The sequence below is a fragment of the Microbacterium testaceum StLB037 genome, assembly GCF_000202635.1.
Classification (GTDB): domain Bacteria; phylum Actinomycetota; class Actinomycetes; order Actinomycetales; family Microbacteriaceae; genus Microbacterium; species Microbacterium testaceum_F.
Genome location: NC_015125.1, coordinates 1377920 through 1395087 on the forward strand (window position 1 = coordinate 1377920; position 17168 = coordinate 1395087).

Below are 17168 nucleotides of genomic sequence, written 5' to 3' on the forward strand. Positions count from 1 at the left end.
ACCCGGCACCTGAGCCCCCACAGGAGACCACGCCGACCGTCAGGCGTGAGGCGGGAAGAGGTCTGCGGTGGGCCGGGTGAAGCCGCCGGCAACCGACTTCACCATCTCGACACCGACCGCCGCGTTATCGTCGGGCGATGGAGATCTGGGTACCGCAGTGGAGCGTTCGACAGCCTGAGCACCCGGCGGCGGGGGCGAGTTGGTTCGGGGGCATCCCCGTCGGCCTCGACCCGGCGGTCTGGCCGGTCTGCGGGCAGTGCGGCACGGCCCTGACCCCGCTGCTGCAGCTGTCGGCCGGACCGTGGCTGCGGCGCATCCCGGCCGGGCACGTGCTCCTCGTCTTCAAATGCGAGAGCGACGACGTGTGCGAGTTCTGGGACCCGGATGACGTGGCCAACCGATGCCTCCTCGTTCCGGTGGCGGAACTCGCGTCCGAAACCCGTGTGCCGGACGACGTGGCCACGGGGAAGACACGCATCCTCCCTCGCGTCTGGGTCGGAGAGTGGAAACGGGAAGATGACGGGCTGACCCCCGAGCAGGCCGACCGGATCGACCGGGACGAGCTCTGGGACCTCCCCGAGGACACCCGCGCGATCGCGGAGGCGGCCGAGACCTATACGAAGGCCGGTGGCGCGCCCGTCTGGACGGGCAATGGCCCGGCCTCGGAGCCCGCGCGTCCGCGACAGCTCCTGTTCCAGATCGACAACTGGATCACCGTCGTCGACAGCGCCGCCGACGTCGCCGACGCGCTCGGACGGCGAGACCCGTACGTCCACGTCCGGGACAGCAGGATCAGCGCCGCGAACTTCATGAGCGACGGCGTCGCCTACGTCTTCGACGTCGCTCCCGACGCGCCGGCACCGCACGCGAAGCTCGTCATCCAGCGCTGAGGCACACCGACTTCTCGACTTCCGAACACGATCGGAATACGATGGGGGAATGACTGCCGCCGCTTTCTCTCCCTCCCACACACGGCGTTCATCGGATCTCAGCAAGCACTCGGCGGAGGTCTTCGCCGAGGCAGAAGACCACCCCATCGCCGTCACGCGACGCGACGGGCAGACTCTCGTTCTCATGTCCGAGCGCGAGGCGAATGCGCGCACCCAGCTGTTGGAGTTTGCCGCCCAGCTCATCACCGTCACCCTGGACGACGACGGGCCGTTGGACGAGCGCATGACGAAAACGTTCCCCTGGATGCTCGCGCTGTCTCCCACGGACCGCACTCAGTGTGCGCAGGATCTTGTGGATGCCGCACGGGCGTCCTTTGCGACGGACCAGCCGCACCTCGCGCTCGCCGAACTCACCGCGTGGAAGGAGACCGCTGTCGCCATCGCCGCTGGACTCGGTGCCGCCGATCTCGATTGGCTCGATGACGAACGCACCATCGTCGAACGTCCCTGACGATGTCGGCATCGAAGAGGGGCGAGGTCGTTCCGCGACCGGCGAAGAAGACGGAGTAGGAGGTGCGATTCGCGACGGCAGAGGCGCGGCGCGGCTGGCAGGACCTGGTCGCGACGGTTCGCAACGCGATGACCGACACCTGGGATTTCCTCACGCGCACGCCCCTCACGACGACGCCGACGAACTACCGGCTCAGAGGCGAGCTGGGAGTCATCGTCCGCGGTGGCGCGACGTACGAGCGGTGGCAGCACAAGCCCACCCTCAGAGGCGGCGCACGCGTGTGGCTCTTCGTCGAAGGGCGCACGGTATGGCTCGAGCAGGTGCACGCGAGCCACCCCAACGAGACCAAGTAGGGCGTGGGGGAATCAGGCGATCACGGTGACGGCGCATGACGACGCCGCACCAGCGCCTCGTCCGCGAGGTTACCGTGGCGGATGTGACCCGACCGCTGCGCTCCCTCGGCTTCCTCACCATCGGCCTGTTCGACCGCGAGAATCCCCGCGCCGGGCATGAGACGACCCTGTCGATCATCGAACGCGGCGAGCGCCTCGGTTTCGACAGCGCCTGGCTGCGCGACCGGCACCTGCAGTACGGCATCTCGTCCCCCGTGGCGGTGCTCGCCGCGGCATCCCAGCGTACGAGCCGTATCCGCCTCGGGACCGCGGTGATCCCCTTGGGTTGGGAGAACCCACTCCGGTTGGCCGAAGACCTCGCGACCGTCGACGTGCTGTCGGGCGGGCGCCTCGAGCCCGGATTCTCGGTGGGGCCGCCGCGACGCCTCGATGAGATCGCTCCGGCGCTGTACCCGGACACCGCCGAACTCGAGGACTTCGGTTACGAGCGACTCTCTCGCCTGCGGCGATTCCTCGCCGGCGAGCAGGCCAGTCCGTTCGCGGGATCGGAGGGCATCGAGGAGTATTCGGAGCGCGTCGAGCCGCATGCCGCGGGTCTCGCCGACCGGCTCTGGTACGGCGCCGGGAGCCCGGCATCCACCACCTGGGCGGCCGAGAACGGTTTCCATCTGCTCACCAGCAGCGTCATCCGCTCGACCACGTCGACCGACTTCGACCGTGAGCAGCACGCGCAGATCCGCCTCTACCGCGAGACGCACCCCGAAGGCGAGAGCGCGCGGGTCTCGCAGGGACTCGTGGTCATCCCCACCGACTCGGCCACGCCCGACCAGCGTCGGCGGTACGAGGCCTACGCCGAGTCGCGGCGCGGGCGCGTCGGCATCCCCCAAGGCCCCCAGCGGATGTTGTTCGCCGAGGACCTCGTCGGCACCTCCGAGCAGATCGCCGAGCGCCTGCTGTCGTCGCGGGCCTATCCCGAGGTCGACGAGGTCGCGTTCGCGCTGCCGTTCTCGTTCGCCCCCGACGACTACGCGCAGATCCTCGACGACATCGCGGGTCGATTGGGGCCGCTGCTCGGGTGGGCTCCCGCGTGACGCGTCACCGCCAGCCGAGCAGCCTGGTTGTCCAAGAAACCCGGGCGCGTTTCTGAAGCGTCCGGGTGTTCTGGACACTCGACGGGCCGGGAGGCAGGGGAACGCCGTTCAGCGCTGCCGCGCCACCGCCCGCGCCAGCCGCGCCGCCGCCTCCCGTAGCGACTCCTCGGACGTGTCGCCGTAGGCGAGGCGCAGGTGCCGGTCGGCATCCGTCCCCGGTCCTGAGGGGAAGAACGAACCGCGCTGGTACTCCACGCCCTCGGCGCTGGCGTCGGCGGCGAGGCGGTCGGCATCCAGGGAGTCGTCGATCAGACGCGGCCAGAGGAACAGCCCGCCGTCGGGCACGGTGACGTCGAAGAAGCCGGATGCCGAGAGCGCGTCGGCGAGGGTGTGCGCCCGTGAGCGGTAAAGTTCCCGCGCCTTGCCGAGCACCCGGTCGAACAGGCCCGCGTCGCTCGTCAGCAGCTCGGCGACCACGGCCTGCACGAGAGTCGACGAGTGCGAGTCCTGGCGACTGCGGAGGGCCACGGCATCCGGGACCAGACGCTCGGGCAGCACGACCCAGCCCAGGCGCAGGCCCGGGCCGAGCGTCTTGGTGAAGGTGTTGACGTGGATGACATGGTCGGAGTCGTGGAACGGGGCGAGCGACTCCGACTCGCCGTGGAAGCGGAGCTCGCGGTAGGGGTCGTCGGCGAACACGACGAAGCCGTACTTCTCGGCGAGGGCGACAAGCTCGCGGCGTCGGGCGGTGGGCAGCGACGACTGCGACGGGTTGTGGAACTCGGGCACCGTGTAGACCGCGGCGGGCCGTGCGCCGGCGCGGAGCTCCGCGGCGAGCGCGTCCACATCGAGGCCCTCGGCGCCGACGCGGACGGGCAGCACGCGCGCGTCGGCGAGCTCGAGCCCCCGCAGGAACAGCGGGAACACGGGGTTGTCGACGGCGACGAGGTCGCCTCGCTCCAGCACGGTCTGCACCGCGATCGCGAGACCATGGAACCCGCCGTTCGTGATGAGCACCCGCTCCACCGGGACGCCCTCGCGCTCGGCGATCCACGCGCGCAGCGCCGGGATCCCCTCGGTGCGCGAGTACTGCAGCGACGGCGCACCGGGCTGCGCGAGCACGCGCGCGGTCGCCTCGGCCAGCTCGGCGGTCGGCAGAACGGACGGATCCGGGATGCCGCCGAGCAGCTCGATCGCATCGGGGCGGCGATCGCGCAGTGTCTGGTCGCCGAATCCCTTCGGGGCGGTGAACGCCTCGACGAGCGCGGGTCGGGAACGGGGCGGGGAGAGCAGGGTCATCGGGGACTCCGGAGGTCGGGGGACGGGATCGCGTCGACGAGGGCGCGCGTGTACGGCTCCCGCGGGTGGGAGAGCACGTCGGCCACGCGACCGGCCTCGACGACGCGCCCGCCCTGGAGCACCGATACGGTGTCGGCGATCTGGCGGACGAGGGCGAGGTCGTGCGACACGAAGAGGTAGGTGAGCCCGCGCTCTCGCTGCAGGCGACGGAGGACGTCGAACACCCCCGCCTGCACGGTGACGTCCAGGGCGGAGGTGGGCTCGTCGAGCACGATGACGTCGGGTTCGAGCACCAGAGCGCGGGCGATCGCGACGCGCTGGCGCTGACCGCCCGACAGCGCGTCGGGGCGACGGCGAGCCAGGTGGAGCGGCAGGCCGACGGCATCCAGGGCCTCCGTCACTTTCGCCGACCGGTCGGCGCGGGTGCCGATCCGATACTGGTCGAGCGGTTCGCGGACGATCCGCCCCACGCTCCACGTGGGATCGAGCGAGGTGAACGGGTTCTGGTAGACGAGTTGGAGGTGGCGACGGATGCCACGGAGCTCGGCGGCCGTGCGCGCGGCGATCTCCGCGCCGTCGATGAGGATCTGCCCGGCGTCGGGGGTCTCGAGCCCCAGGAGCAACCGCACCGTCGTGGTCTTGCCGGAGCCCGACTCCCCCACGAGGGCGTGCGTCGTGCCCGCGGGGACGCGGAAGGAGACGTCGGCCACCGCGGGGCGGGCGGCACCATCGAAGGACTTCGACACCCCGCGCACCTCGATGCGGGACGAGGCGGTGTCGGTGATCCAGGCGTCGACGCCGCGCTCGTCGGTGTCGCGGCGATACCGATCCGGGTTCAGCGCGGGCGCGTCGGCCTGCAGCTGTCGCGTGTACGCGGAGGCCGGAGCGGCGAACACCGCTCGGGTGGCGCCCGCCTCCTGAATGCGCCCCTCCTTGAGCACCACGATCTCGTCGGTGCGTTCGGCCGCGATGGCGAGATCGTGCGTGATGAGCAGCAGGCCGATGCCGAGCTCTCCGCGCAGCTCGTCGAGGAGGTCCAGGATGCGCTTCTGGATCGTCACGTCGAGGGCGCTCGTCGGCTCGTCCGCGACGAGGAGATCGGGGCGCGGCAGCACCGCAAGTCCAATCAGCACGCGCTGGAGCATGCCGCCCGAGAGCTGGTGCGGGTACGAGTCGTACACCCGGACCGGATCGGGCAGACCCACCCGGGCGAAGACGTCGAGGACGGCCGCGCGGCGGTCGGGGGCGTCGGTCAGCGCGGCCGCCTCGAGCGCCTGCGAACCGACGGTGCGCACGGGGTTGAGCGCGTGCGACGGGTCCTGCGGCACGAAGCCGATCCGGCGCCCGCGGAACGGGCGGAACCGCGCCTCCGACAGGCCCAGCAGCTCCTGCCCGTCGAACGCGACGCGACCCCGCGCCTTCCCCGCGCCGCGCGGCAGCAACCTCAGCACCGACCGCGCGATCGTCGACTTGCCCGAACCCGACTCGCCGATGAGCGCGAGGCTGCCGCCGCGGGGGATTGCGAACGAGACGTCGTGCACCACGGGGACGCGGCCGTACGCGACGGACAGACCCTCGACGCGCAGCAGGGAGGTCTCCGTCAGAGCGTCGGGGAGCAACGGAACGGTGAGGGTCATGACGTCCTCCGGAGCCAGCGGCTGATGCGGTTGATCGAGAGCACGGTCGCCACGGTCACCAGAGCGGGCCACACGACCAGCCACGGCGCGCGCGGATAGTCCTTGCCCGCCGAGATGAGCAGTCCCCAATCGGATGCCGGCGGCGGATCGCCGTAGCCGAGGAAGGCGAGCCCCGCGATGACGAGGATCGACAGCCCGAACTGGAGCACCGCGAGCGGGATCAGCGAGCGCGAGGCGTTGGGAAGCACGTGCCGGAACAGCACGTGCAGGGTCGATCCGCCCTGGAAACGTGCCGCCTCGACGAACACCGAGGAGCGGACCCGCAGCACCTCGGATCGCATGACGCGGGCGAACACCGCCACGGCCGAGACGCCCGTCGCGATCGCGGCGTTGATGGTCTGGAACCCGAGCGAGCTGACGATCACGACCGCGAGCAGGAACGCCGGGATCGCGAGCAGCACGTCGACGAAGCGTGCCAGCACGACGTCGGTCCAGGATCCGAGGAAGCCCGCGAGCAGGCCGATGAGGCCGCCCACGACCACCCCGATCCCCACGGCGACGAGCGCGCTGGTGACCGACGATTGCGCGCCGAACACGATCCGCGCGAACAGGTCGCGCCCCAGGTGATCGGTGCCGAGCAGGTGTGCCGCGCTCGGGGGCTGCAGCTTGTCGGCCGGCACGCCCTGCGCCGGGTTCTGCGACGTGAAGAGCGTCGGCGCGAGCGAGAAGAGCAGCACCACGGCGATGACCACGAACGACAGCAGGACGCTGACGGGGACGGCGAGACGGATGCCGCGCGCCCGGGCGAGAAGTCCCTCCGGCGCGGAGCGCGGCGGGACGGGGCGCTCCGTACGTGCGGCAGCGAGGGGCGTGGCGGTCATACGATGCTCACTTCCTCGCGCAGCAGCGGCGCGGGATCGTCGCGGGGATTCGCCGTGGTCGTGCGCCCGCGCGCTCCGATCGACACGCGAGGATCCAGCAGCGGGTAGGCGAGGTCGGCGAGGAGGTTCACGACCACGAACACGATCGCCGCCAGCGAGACCACCGCCTGCAGCACCGGCAGGTCCTGGCTCGCCACGGCCTGCTCCACGAGGGTGCCGATGCCGACCCGCCCGAAGATCGCCTCGGTGATGAGCGCGCCGCCGAGCAGCTCGCCGACGATGAGCGCGAGCACCGTCACCGTCGGCAGCGACGAGGGCTTCACGAGGTGGCGCGCGAACAGCGCGCCCTGACGCAGGCCGCGGGAGCGTGCGACAGCGACGTACTCCTGACGGGACTCGTGATCGAGAGAGGCGATCAGCACCTCGGCGAGCTGCGCCGAGACCGGGATGCCGAGCGCCACCGCCGCGAAGAAGGTCCCCCACGGCGTCTCGGTGTCGATCATGCTGAACAGTCCGAGACCGAAGGCGAAGACGTGGATCAGCAACAGGCCGATCACGAAGTTCGGAACGGACAGGAACAGCGACGGCAGTGAACGCAGTACACCCTGGCCGAACCGCTGCGGCAGGAACTGCGTGCCGTAGGCGATCACGACGGCCAGCACGACGGCGACGAGGAGCGCCACCGCCGCGAGGCTGAGCGTGGACCCCAGCGCATCGAGGACGAGCGTGCTCACGGGCAGGTTCGAGCGCAGCGACACACCGAGGTCGCCGACCAGGAACCTCCCGAGCGACGACCCGAGCTGGACCCACCAGGGCTGATCCAGCCCGTAGTACGCCACGATGCGGGCGATGTCGTCTTCGGTGAAGCCGTTGTCGGGATTGCGCAGGGTGCTCGTGACGGGGTCCCCGGGCAGGATGCTGATCACGACGAACGTGAACAGGTACGCCAGCAGCACGACGACGATCGCCTGGCCGGTGCGTCGCAGCGCGAAGCGGCCGTAGGTGCGGAGCATTCTCTCTCCTTTCGTTGACGAAGGCCGGGAGAGGTGGATGCCACGCACCCACCCCTCCTCGGACGTCAGCCGTTGAGCCAGGCGTCCAGGTAGTACGCGTAGGCGAGACCGTTGTAGCTGACGCCGCTGACCTCGGGCGACTGCACGTAGACGCGCTGCACGATCTGCGTGAGGGGCACGAAGTAGCCCTGCTGGAGCACGTACCCCTGCAGGTCGTCGGCGACCTTGGCGCGGGCGTCACGGTCGGTGGCCGTGGCGATCTTGGTCGATAGGTCGTTCAGCGTGGCATCCGAGGTCCCGAGCTTGAACCAGTCCTCGTCGCCCTTCTTCTGCGAGGTGAGGACGCCCGCGACGGTTCCGACGTCGACGAAGCTCCGGGTGATCTCGTTCGCCGGGATCGTCGCGTTGCCGATCACCTTCTGGCCATAGGTCGGCACGTCGTAGGTCTCGAGGTTCACCTCGAAGCCGAGGGTCGTGAGCTGCTGGTCGACGAGCTCGTCGACCGACTGCGAGGCCTGCAGGTACGGGTTGGGGTACAGCGTGAGCGACAGCTTCTGCCCGCCCTTCGCGCGGACTCCGTCGGATCCCTTGACCCACCCTGCGGCATCGAGGAGGGCGGCGGCCTTGTCGGGGTCGTAGGCGAAGTCGGCGCTGTGGTCGGTCGCCTCGGGCACCGTGCTCTGGAAGAGCGACTCGGCCGCGTGCCAATCAGGGGTGTACACCGTCGAGAGGATCTCGTCGCGGTTGATGCCGTGCTGGACGGCCTGGCGCACCTTGACGTCGTCGAACGGAGCGACGGAGGTGTTGAGCGCGTAGCCGTTGACGAAACCGAGGTAGCGGGGCGTCTCGACGGTCAACCCTTCCTCCTTCAGCGCCTCCAGGTCCTGCGGGCTGGCGTTGTACGCCACCTGGGCCTGACCCGACTCGACCGAGGCCGTGCGCAGTGTCGGCTCGGCGACCTGCTTGTACGTGATCGTGTCGAGGTAGGCAGCGCCCTCGTGTCCGACGGCCTGGGGGCCCCAGTTGTAGTCGTCGCGCTTCTTGAGGACGACGCTGTCGCCCTCGGCGACCTTCTCGACGACGAACGGGCCGCTGCCGATGTCCTTCGTGAGGTCGGCCTGCTGGTCGGCGGGAAGGGCCAGCGTGGCCGGCGAGATGAGGATCGAGCCGTGGTACGCCAGCGTCGGGATGAAGCTGAGGGTCGGGGCCGAGAACGACACCTTCACCGTCGTGGCATCCACCGCCTCGGCACCCACGTAGTTCGCTGAGGGGAACAGGCCGATGCGGTTGATGCCCTGGTCGGGGCGTCCCTTGGCCCAGATGTCGATGTTCGCCACGACGGCGGCCGCGTCGAGGGGGGTGCCGTCCGAGAACGTGACGCCGTCCTTCAGGTGCAGGGTGAACTGCGTCTTGTCGGCGTTCTCGTCCCAGCTCTCGGCGATCCAGGGGCTGAGCTTCCCTTCGGCGTCGACGTAGACGAGCTTGTCGGTGAGGTTTCCCCAGATCTGGCCCTGGTAGCTCGAGATGGCGCTGTTGTTGGGGATCCACGTGGCACCGAGCGAGTCGATGAGGAACACGAGGTCGCCGCCGGGCTTCGGCGTGGAACTCTCGGCCGGAGCGGCGGCCGTTCCGGCGCCGCACCCGCTGAGCAGGACGGCGCCGACGGTGAGCGCGGAGGCGACGCCGAGAAGGCGTCGGAGACGAGTGGTCATGAGGGTCCTTGGGCTGTGGAGAACGGGTTACAGGGCTTTTCCGGGGTTGAACAGTCCGGCCGGGTCGAGCGCGTCCTTGATCGCGAGCTGGGCGATGCGCACGCGCTCGGCGAGCTCCTCGGCGGCGAGTTCGCGTTTGACCGTGCCGATGCCGTGCTCGCCGCTGACGGTGCCGCCCACGGCGAGAGCACGACGGACAAGGTCCTCAGCAGCCTCGTGCAGCACCGCGGGAACGGCGGCGGGGTCGACCCCGGCGGGGATCGGCAGGGTGATGACGGGATGCAGGTTCCCGTCGCCCGCATGCGAGACGGCGCTCACGGCGACGCCGTAACGCGCCTCGATGTCGGGGAACGCGGCGAAGACCTCGGCGATGCGCGACTTGGGCACGGCGACGTCGCCCCCGACGAACCAGGTTCCCTCGCCCAGGCGACGGCCCGACCGTCGCAGTTCCCAGAGCACCTCGGCATCCGCGTCGCTCTCGACCTGCACGCGAGCGCCCACGGCCTCGAGCGCGGTCGCGAGCTCGGCGGTCTGCTCGTCGATGCCGAAGCCGTCGAGTTCGATGAGCAGCAGGGCCGCACCGCGGGCGCGCAACCCGGAGTCGTTGGCGGCGTCGATCCCGACGAGCGTGGGCTCGTCGAGGAACTCGACGACGCTCGGGCGCACGCGGGACGCCGTGATCGCTCCGATGGCCGCGGCCCCCTCGGCGGTCGAGGAGAAGAACGCCGTCACCGTGCGACGCGCCACGGGCAGCGGTCGGATGCGGACCGTCGCGCCGACGACGAGGCCGAGCACCCCCTCGGACCCGACGAAGAGCGAGACGAGGTCGAGCCCCGTGACGCCTTTGATCGAGCGGTGCCCGATCGAGACGAGACTCCCGTCGGCGAGGACGACGTCGAGCGCGAGCACGGACTCGCGGGTCACACCGTATTTCGCGCAGCGGAGACCGCCCGCATTGGTCGCGATGTTGCCGCCGATGGTCGAGATCCGCCAGCTCGCGGGGTCGGGAGCGTAGAAGAGGCCGAGCGGGGCGAGGTGTTCGTTGAGCGCCGCGTTGAGGACGCCGGGCTCGATGACCGCGACCTCGTCGGCGGGCGACACCTCGACGATCCGGTTCAGACGGTCGGTCGAGATGACGAGCTGCTCGGTGCTCGCGACCGCTCCGCCGGAGAGCCCGCTGCCGGCCCCGCGGGGCACGACGCTCACGCCGTGACGCGCGGCGAGGCGCACGAGCCGCTGCACCTCGGAGACCGTGGCGGGGAAGGCGACCGCAGGTCCGTCGTACGCCCGGGCACCGCGCCGAGGAGCGGTGGCCGCATCGTGGCCGAACGGGGCGGTCGCGGGCGACGGCGGGCGCACCTCGATGTCCGGCGCTTCGACACGGACGTCGTCCAGGAGCGCGGACAGACCCGTCGACGCGGCGATCGCGGTGGGAACGCTCATGGGCGGACCTCTCGGGGTGGGAAGCGGATACGGTGGGCTCCGGCCGAAGGTAGGCGCGACCGCCGTGGAGGTCACCTCGGACGAAACCGTCCGTCGCGATGCGTCACCGTCCGACACCGTGCGTCGCGGAGCGTCACAGTCGCGCGGGCGGCGACCCGGGGCGCTATGTTGCGCGCGGGCGATGCGTCGCGGCGGCCCAGCGTCGACCTGAGTGTCCAAAACACCCGGACGAAATCTCGCGGCCTCCGGGTTTCTTGGACACTCAACGCGCAGGCGGGGCGGCGGGGCGGGGGCGGCGGGGCGGCGGGGCGGCGGCACGGCGGGACGGCGGGGCGGGGGCACGCACCGGGCGGGCGGCACCCGCACCCCGCATGCCGCCGTAACAATGACGCCTCGCGGCGCTGCGTTACGTGCGCGATTGTGCTGGCGCGGCACCGACGGCACAGTGGGGCGTCTCGGCGGGATCGGCCCGCCGCGAAGGAGTCCCGATGCCCGACCGCATCCACCTCGCCGTCGCTCTGGACGGCGCCGGCTGGCACCCGGCCGCCTGGCGCGAGACCACGGCCCGGCCCACCGAGCTCACCTCCCCCGCCTACTGGCGCGCCCTCGCCCGGACGGCCGACGGCGCGGGACTGCTTCTCGCGACCATCGAAGACGCACTGAGCCTGGGCGGGCGATCCTTCGAACCGGATGCCGAGACCCGGCGTGACCGCGCACGGGGGCGCCTCGACGCGGTGCTGTTGGCGTCGTTCCTGGCTCCGGTCACGCGCCGTCTGGGACTCGTGCCCACCGCGACCACCGCGCACCCCGAGCCTTTCCACCTCGCCACGGGCCTCCAGACCCTCGACCACGCGAGCCGTGGGCGCGCGGGCGTCCGACTGGTCGCGGGTTCGACTCCCCAGGAGCGTGCGAACTTCGGGCGCCGCGCTGACGGCCCCACCGGGCTCCCGGCATCCGGTCGCGTCGAAGACGACCCGGCTCTGCTCTCCGCCTTCCGCGAGGCGGGCGAGGTGGCCGAGGTCATCCGCCGACTCGCCGACTCCTGGGAAGATGACGCGATCGTGCGCGATCTCGAGTCCGGGAAGTTCCTCGATCGGGAGCGCGTGCACAACGTCGACTTCGAGGGCGAATTCTTCTCGGTCACCGGTGCCTCGATCGTGCCGCGCTCTCCGCAGGGCCGGCCGCTCGTCACCGCTCTCGCGCACCAGAGCGTCCCGTATCGTTTCGCTGCGGAACACGCCGATCTCGTGTTCGTCACCCCCGCGGATGCCGGGGCGGTCGGGGGAATCCTCGACGAACTCGCGAGCGGCGAGCGGGAGGAGCCGCTCCGGGTCTTCGCCGACCTTCTCGTGCTCGTCGAAGAGACGCGCACGGAGGCCGCCGCGGTGTGGAACCGGCTGCAGGACCGGGCACCGCTCACGACCGACGCCCGCGTGGTCGTGGGCACCGCCGACGACGTCGTAGAAGAGATCCGGGCTCTGACCGCCCAGGGCATCGACGGCGTGCGGCTCCGGCCCGCCCGTCTGCCGGCCGACCTCGAGGCGATCGCCGACCGGGTCGTGCCGCGCGCGGCGGCCGCCGGCATCCTGTTGCCCGACGACGGCGCCCCGACGCTCCGTGAACGCGTCGGACTCCCCCGTCTCGCCAGCCGCTACGCCCGTCAGGAGGTCGGCGCATGACCCGCCGTCAGATCCATCTCGCCGCGCACTTCCCGGGCGTGAACAACACCACCGTCTGGACCGACCCGAGCGCGGGCAGTCAGATCGACTTCTCGTCCTTCGAATACTTCGCCCGCACCGCCGAGCGGGGATTCTTCGACTACCTCTTCCTCGCCGAAGGCCTGCGCCTGCGTGAGCACCGCGGGCAGCTGCACGACCTCGACGTCGCCGGACGTCCGAACACCCTCTCCATCCTCAGCGCCCTGGCCGCCGTCACCGAGCACATCGGCCTGGTCGGCACGCTCAACACGACGTTCAACGAGCCGTACGAACTCGCCCGCCAGCTCGGCACGCTCGACCTGTTGTCGAACGGCCGCGCCGGCTGGAACGCGGTGACGAGCTCCGACGCGTTCCACGGCGCCAACTTCCGCCGCGGAGGCTACCTCGACCACGCCGATCGGTACGTGCGGGCGTCCGAATTCGCGGCCCTGTCGAAGGCGCTCTGGTCGTCGTGGCGCGACGACGCGATCGTGGCGGATGCCGAGACCGGGGCGTTCCTGCGCGACGACGCCATCGCGCGGGTGCGGCACGAGTCCCGCCTGTTCGACGTCGACGCGGTGTTCGACGTCCCGCGGTCGCCCCAGGGTCGGCCCGTCATCGTGCAGGCCGGAGACTCCCCCGACGGCCGCGATTTCGCCACGGATCACGCCGACGTGATCTTCTCCCTGCACACCGAGTTCTCCGACGCGCAGCAGTTCTACCGCGACGTGAAGGGGCGGCTCGCCGCCCGAGGCCGCGACGAGGACTCGCTCAAGATCCTGCCCGCGGCGACCTTCGTGTTGGGCGATACGGCGGAGGACGCGCGCGAGCGCTCCCGCGAGATCGCCCTGCAGCAGGTGCGCCCGCAGACCGCGATCACCTACCTCGAGCAGATCTGGAACCGCGATCTCAGCGGCTACGACCCCGAGGGGCCGCTCCCCGACGTCGAACCCGACACGGGCGTCGAGACCGCTCAGGGCTTCGCCGGTCGCCACGCGGCGATCCGCGACCGCGTCGGGCAGCTGCGCGAACAGGCCGCCGCCGAGAACCTCACCATCCGCGAGCTCGTCATCCGTCTGACCGCGAAGCACACCTTCGTCGGGACGCCGGAGCACGTGGCATCCGAGATCGACCGGTACGTGCAGGAACGCGCGACCGACGGGTTCACCGTCGTCGGACACGTCACCCCGCACGGTCTCGACGAGTTCACCGACCGGGTCGTGCCGTTGCTGCAGGAACGCGGCTCGTATCGCCGCTCGTACGACGAGGGGGCGACGCTGCACGACCTGCTCGGGCTTCCACCGGTCGACGCGTCGGCGGCGGGCGCGGCGTCCGCTCCCGTCCCGGCCGCGACGCGATGAGCGACCGGGCGACGCGACTCGTCATCGTCGGCGCGGGTCCCCGCGCCGTGATGCTCGTCGAGCGTCTGCTCGCCCGACGCACGCGCTCCCCCCACCCGCACCTGCACGTCACCCTCGTCGACCCGCACCCGCCGGGGGCCGGGCGCATCTGGCGGCGCGATCAGTCGCCCCTGCTGAAGCTCAACTCGATGGCGCGAGACGTGACCGTGTTCACCGACGAGACGTGCACGATCGCCGGTCCCGTCCGCTCGGGCCCGTCGCTGATCGAATGGGCCGAGCGGGTGCGCGCCGGGTCCCTCCCCGACGTCGAGATCGACGATCCCGACCTGGAGGCCGAACTCCGCACGCTCCGCGGCGACAGCTTCCCCACGCGTCGGCTGCAGAGCGTGTACCTCGACTGGTTCTGGCGCCGCACCGTCGCGATCGCGCCGCCGGGCGTCGAGGTGCACTGGCATCAGGGCGCGGTGGAGTGGGTCGACGACACGGCCGAAGGGTACGAGGTCGCGTTGGCCGATGGCATCCGTCTTCCCGCCGAGATCGTCGTCTACGCGCTCGGTCACAACGGACGCGAGCCGGATGGGGAGACCCTCGCGCTGATCGCCGCGGCCGCCGACGCCGGTCTGACGTACGTCCCGCCGTCGTTCACCGCCGACGCCGATCTCTCGGCGCTCGGCGCGGGCGACGACGTCATCGTGCGCGGTATGGGGCTCGCCGCGGTGGATGCCATCGTGCTGCTGGCCGAAGGACGTGGCGGCCGCTTCTCGCGGACGCCGGACGGCACCCTGCGGTACAGCCCGTCGGGGCGGGAACCGCGCCTGCACCTGGGGTCGCGGCGCGGCGTGCCGTACCGCTCGAAGGTGTCGTCGGAGCTTCGGGGCGACCCACCGGCGCGGGAGGTGCTGACCCCCGCGGCGGTCGCGGAGCTCCTCGCGCGGCCGGGCACGATCGACTTCCTCGACGACGTGTGGCCGCTGATCGCCCGGGAGCTCGTGTGGGGGCACTACCGCGAGCTGTTCACCGGACACCCCGAACGAGTACGTGTCTCGTGGGACGTGTTCCGCGAGACGCTGCGCGAAGTCGACGGTGACACGGCGGCCCTCCGCCGGGCGGTCGCCGAGGTCGTCCCCGATCCACTGGACCGTTTCGACGTGCCCGCGCTCGACGTCCCGCTCGGCGACGAGATCTTCGCCGACGCGGCGGAGGTGCACCGCCGCATCCGACGGCACATCGCCGACGACCTGCACCTGCGCACGGCCCCGGAGCGTAGCACCGCTCAGGCCCTCTTCCTCACGATCCTCTCGTCCTTCCTCGCGCTCTCGGACATCCCCGTCGAGCGGTGGAGCGCACGATCACGCGCCGTCGACCTACCGGTGACGTGGCACACCTTCTTCAGCTACGTCGCGTCGGGTCCGCCCGCGCACCGCCTCGAGGAAATCGGGGCTCTCGCGGATGCCGGGGTCGTGCGGTTCCTCGGCCCCGACGTCGCCGTGGGGGTGGCGGAGGGGCGGTTCGTGGCATCCTCCCCCCGTGTTCCCGGCGACGTCCGCGCGGAAGCGCTCGTCGACGCGTGGCTCCCGGGCGCGGGCGCGGCCGCGAGCGACAACCCCGCGCTCCGCGAGCTCGCGACGCGACACGGCCGCGAGGTCCACGTCAGCGACGAGACCTTCTCGGGCTCGCTCGGGCGGATCGACACCGACGCCGACGGGCGGGTGCTCGCGCGGGACGGCGTCGCGCACGAGACGCTGTTCGCGATCGGCCCCTTCACCGCCGGCATGGAAGCGGGCGCGTTCACCCGCCCCCGCTCGAACGCCCTCTCGCTGCGGATCACCGACCGGGTCGCGGGGGCGGTGTCGGAGGCGGTGGCGGTCGTGTCCGAGCGCCGCTGGGCTTACCCGCGCTGACGCCGCGCGCGACCCTCGCGTGTGTGAGCGCGGGTACGCCCCAGGCCCACCACCCCCGCGGCACCCGGGTGGGCGCTCCCCGGTTCGGCGCCGTACCGCCATTGAGTGTCCACAACACCCGGACGAAATTTTTTCGCGTCCGGGTTTCTTGGACACTCAACGTAGCGAGGGAGCGCGGGCGAGCGCGCGTGGGGCGAGCACACGCGGGGCTCGGGGCGAGCGCACACGGGGCGCACGCGCGCGGGGCGAGCACACGCGGGGCGCACACGGGGCGCAAGCGCGCGGGGCAGCACATGTGGGGCGCATGCACGCGGGTCGCACGCGGGGCGCACGCACGCGGCACGACCGTCAGGCGCGCGAGCGCGACAGCACCGCGGCGAGATGCTCGACCAGCGGGTGCGACGCCGTCGCGTCCACGCCGAAGAACTCCTCATCGACCTCCTCCACAGCGCGATTCGCCGCGCGCGCCAGCTCACGCCCGGCAGCCGTGGCCCGGACGCGGACGGCGCGGCGGTCGGTGGCATCCTGTCGCCGCTCGACGAGATCGCGGTTGGCGAGCGCGCGGATCACCTGCGACACCATCATGGGGTCGGCGCCCGCGCGCTGGCTGAGCGCCGCCTGGGTCATGCCCTGGTCGGAATCGGCGAAGGTCAGCACCGCGAGCAGAACGAATTGCACGTGCGTCACCTCGTGCGGTGCGAGCGCCCGGCGGATCGCCGCCTGCCAACGGTTGGTCACCTGCCACAGAAGGAATCCCGGACTGGCATCGCCGGAGGCGAATCGGCTGTCGAGGGGAGTCGTCATGCCTCGATCATCGCGCGTGCACGGCCTCGACCAGCGCGACGAGCCGGTCGAGGTCGGCCGGTACCGAGCGTTCGAACCCGGCGAACGCGGTGCGCGCCCACAGCCACGACAGGGGTCCCTCGAGAGTCACGAGCACGGTCAGGCGTGACCCACCCGGGGTCGGCTCGACCTCGTGGCGAAAAGTGAGTCGGGCTCCCGGCATCCGGCTGACGTCGGTGTAGACCCGGTCGGGCTCGAGTTCGGAGATCTCAAAGGCCGTCCGCGGGCCACCGACGGGCTTCAGGATGCCACGGGCTCCCCGCCGCACCTCGCCCTCGACGCGTGCCCACTCGGTGTCGGGCGACCACTCGCGCCACGAGTCGTGATCGACCCAGCGCGCGTAGAACGCCGAGGGCGAGGCGGATGATTCACGGGTGACGGAGGCAAGTGTTCGCATGGTTTTAGTATGCGCGCATACTACTTGGACGACAAGCCCAACTTGAGTGTCCAGAACACCCGGATGAAATTCCGCGGCGTCCGGGTTTCGTGGACTCTGACAGCTCCACGCGGCGCCCACGCCCGCCGCACGCCTCTCC

General features: G+C 71.3%; 15 protein-coding genes. 7 read left to right on the top strand and 8 right to left on the bottom strand.

Annotation, left to right across the window (positions count from 1 at the left end; all coding sequences use genetic code 11):
* The first annotated feature begins 137 nt into the window (after positions 1 to 137).
* The 4 genes from MTES_RS18415 (at position 138) to MTES_RS06365 (ending at position 2845) form a co-directional block, all read left to right on the top strand.
* Complete coding sequence (locus MTES_RS18415; protein WP_013584392.1) at positions 138 to 890, top strand: hypothetical protein; 753 nt, start codon at positions 138 to 140, stop codon at positions 888 to 890.
* 49 nt (positions 891 to 939) lie between these two features.
* A complete protein-coding gene (locus tag MTES_RS06355; protein WP_013584393.1) occupies positions 940 to 1401 on the top strand; it encodes a prevent-host-death protein in 462 nt (153 codons plus the stop codon).
* A gap of 62 nt (positions 1402 to 1463) precedes the next feature.
* Positions 1464 to 1754: a hypothetical protein gene (locus MTES_RS06360; protein ID WP_013584394.1), complete on the top strand. Its 291-nt coding sequence runs from the start codon at positions 1464 to 1466 to the stop codon at positions 1752 to 1754.
* Positions 1755 to 1789: 35 nt separating this feature from the next.
* Positions 1790 to 2845 (top strand): LLM class flavin-dependent oxidoreductase, encoded by a 1056-nt coding sequence (locus MTES_RS06365; RefSeq protein ID WP_013584395.1) that lies wholly within the window; start codon positions 1790 to 1792, stop codon positions 2843 to 2845.
* Between the two features lie 108 nt (positions 2846 to 2953).
* Here MTES_RS06365 and MTES_RS06370 read toward each other — a convergent pair whose 3' ends face one another.
* The 6 genes from MTES_RS06370 to MTES_RS06395 form a co-directional block, all read right to left on the bottom strand.
* Positions 2954 to 4144, bottom strand: a complete 1191-nt coding sequence (locus MTES_RS06370; protein WP_013584396.1) for a PLP-dependent aminotransferase family protein — start codon at positions 4142 to 4144, stop codon at positions 2954 to 2956.
* Positions 4141 to 5781 carry a dipeptide ABC transporter ATP-binding protein gene (locus tag MTES_RS06375; protein ID WP_013584397.1) on the bottom strand — a complete coding sequence of 547 codons (1641 nt, stop codon included), beginning with the start codon at positions 5779 to 5781 and terminating at the stop codon, positions 4141 to 4143. The genes MTES_RS06370 and MTES_RS06375 overlap by 4 nt, the downstream gene beginning before the upstream one ends.
* Positions 5778 to 6662 (bottom strand): ABC transporter permease, encoded by an 885-nt coding sequence (locus tag MTES_RS06380; RefSeq protein WP_013584398.1) that lies wholly within the window; start codon positions 6660 to 6662, stop codon positions 5778 to 5780. Before MTES_RS06380 ends, MTES_RS06375 begins: the two co-directional genes overlap by 4 nt.
* Positions 6659 to 7675 carry an ABC transporter permease gene (locus MTES_RS06385; RefSeq protein ID WP_013584399.1) on the bottom strand — a complete coding sequence of 339 codons (1017 nt, stop codon included), beginning with the start codon at positions 7673 to 7675 and terminating at the stop codon, positions 6659 to 6661. Before MTES_RS06385 ends, MTES_RS06380 begins: the two co-directional genes overlap by 4 nt.
* A 65-nt stretch (positions 7676 to 7740) precedes the next feature.
* Positions 7741 to 9387: an ABC transporter substrate-binding protein gene (locus tag MTES_RS06390; RefSeq protein ID WP_013584400.1), complete on the bottom strand. Its 1647-nt coding sequence runs from the start codon at positions 9385 to 9387 to the stop codon at positions 7741 to 7743.
* A gap of 27 nt (positions 9388 to 9414) precedes the next feature.
* Entirely contained in the window at positions 9415 to 10830 is a 1416-nt protein-coding gene (locus tag MTES_RS06395; RefSeq protein ID WP_013584401.1) for an FAD-binding oxidoreductase, read from the bottom strand.
* A gap of 488 nt (positions 10831 to 11318) precedes the next feature.
* On the opposite strand from MTES_RS06395, the gene MTES_RS06400 reads away from it, so the two are divergent.
* From MTES_RS06400 to MTES_RS06410, 3 genes are read left to right on the top strand one after another with little or no spacing between them, the layout of a single operon-like run.
* Positions 11319 to 12509, top strand: coding sequence for an LLM class flavin-dependent oxidoreductase (locus MTES_RS06400; RefSeq protein ID WP_013584402.1), 1191 nt, complete (start codon positions 11319 to 11321; stop codon positions 12507 to 12509).
* On the top strand, positions 12506 to 13888 hold the full coding sequence (locus MTES_RS06405) for an NtaA/DmoA family FMN-dependent monooxygenase (protein WP_013584403.1): 1383 nt from the start codon (positions 12506 to 12508) through the stop codon (positions 13886 to 13888). Before MTES_RS06400 ends, MTES_RS06405 begins: the two co-directional genes overlap by 4 nt.
* A complete protein-coding gene (locus tag MTES_RS06410) occupies positions 13885 to 15789 on the top strand; it encodes an FAD/NAD(P)-binding protein (RefSeq protein WP_013584404.1) in 1905 nt (634 codons plus the stop codon). Before MTES_RS06405 ends, MTES_RS06410 begins: the two co-directional genes overlap by 4 nt.
* Positions 15790 to 16137: 348 nt before the next feature.
* On the opposite strand, the gene MTES_RS06415 is transcribed toward MTES_RS06410, so the two are convergent.
* Both MTES_RS06415 and MTES_RS06420 read right to left on the bottom strand, forming a co-directional pair.
* Positions 16138 to 16593 (bottom strand): MarR family winged helix-turn-helix transcriptional regulator, encoded by a 456-nt coding sequence (locus tag MTES_RS06415; RefSeq protein WP_013584405.1) that lies wholly within the window; start codon positions 16591 to 16593, stop codon positions 16138 to 16140.
* A 7-nt stretch (positions 16594 to 16600) separates the two neighbouring features.
* Positions 16601 to 17029, bottom strand: a complete 429-nt coding sequence (locus MTES_RS06420) for an SRPBCC family protein (protein ID WP_013584406.1) — start codon at positions 17027 to 17029, stop codon at positions 16601 to 16603.
* Between the last annotated feature and the right edge of the window lie 139 nt (positions 17030 to 17168).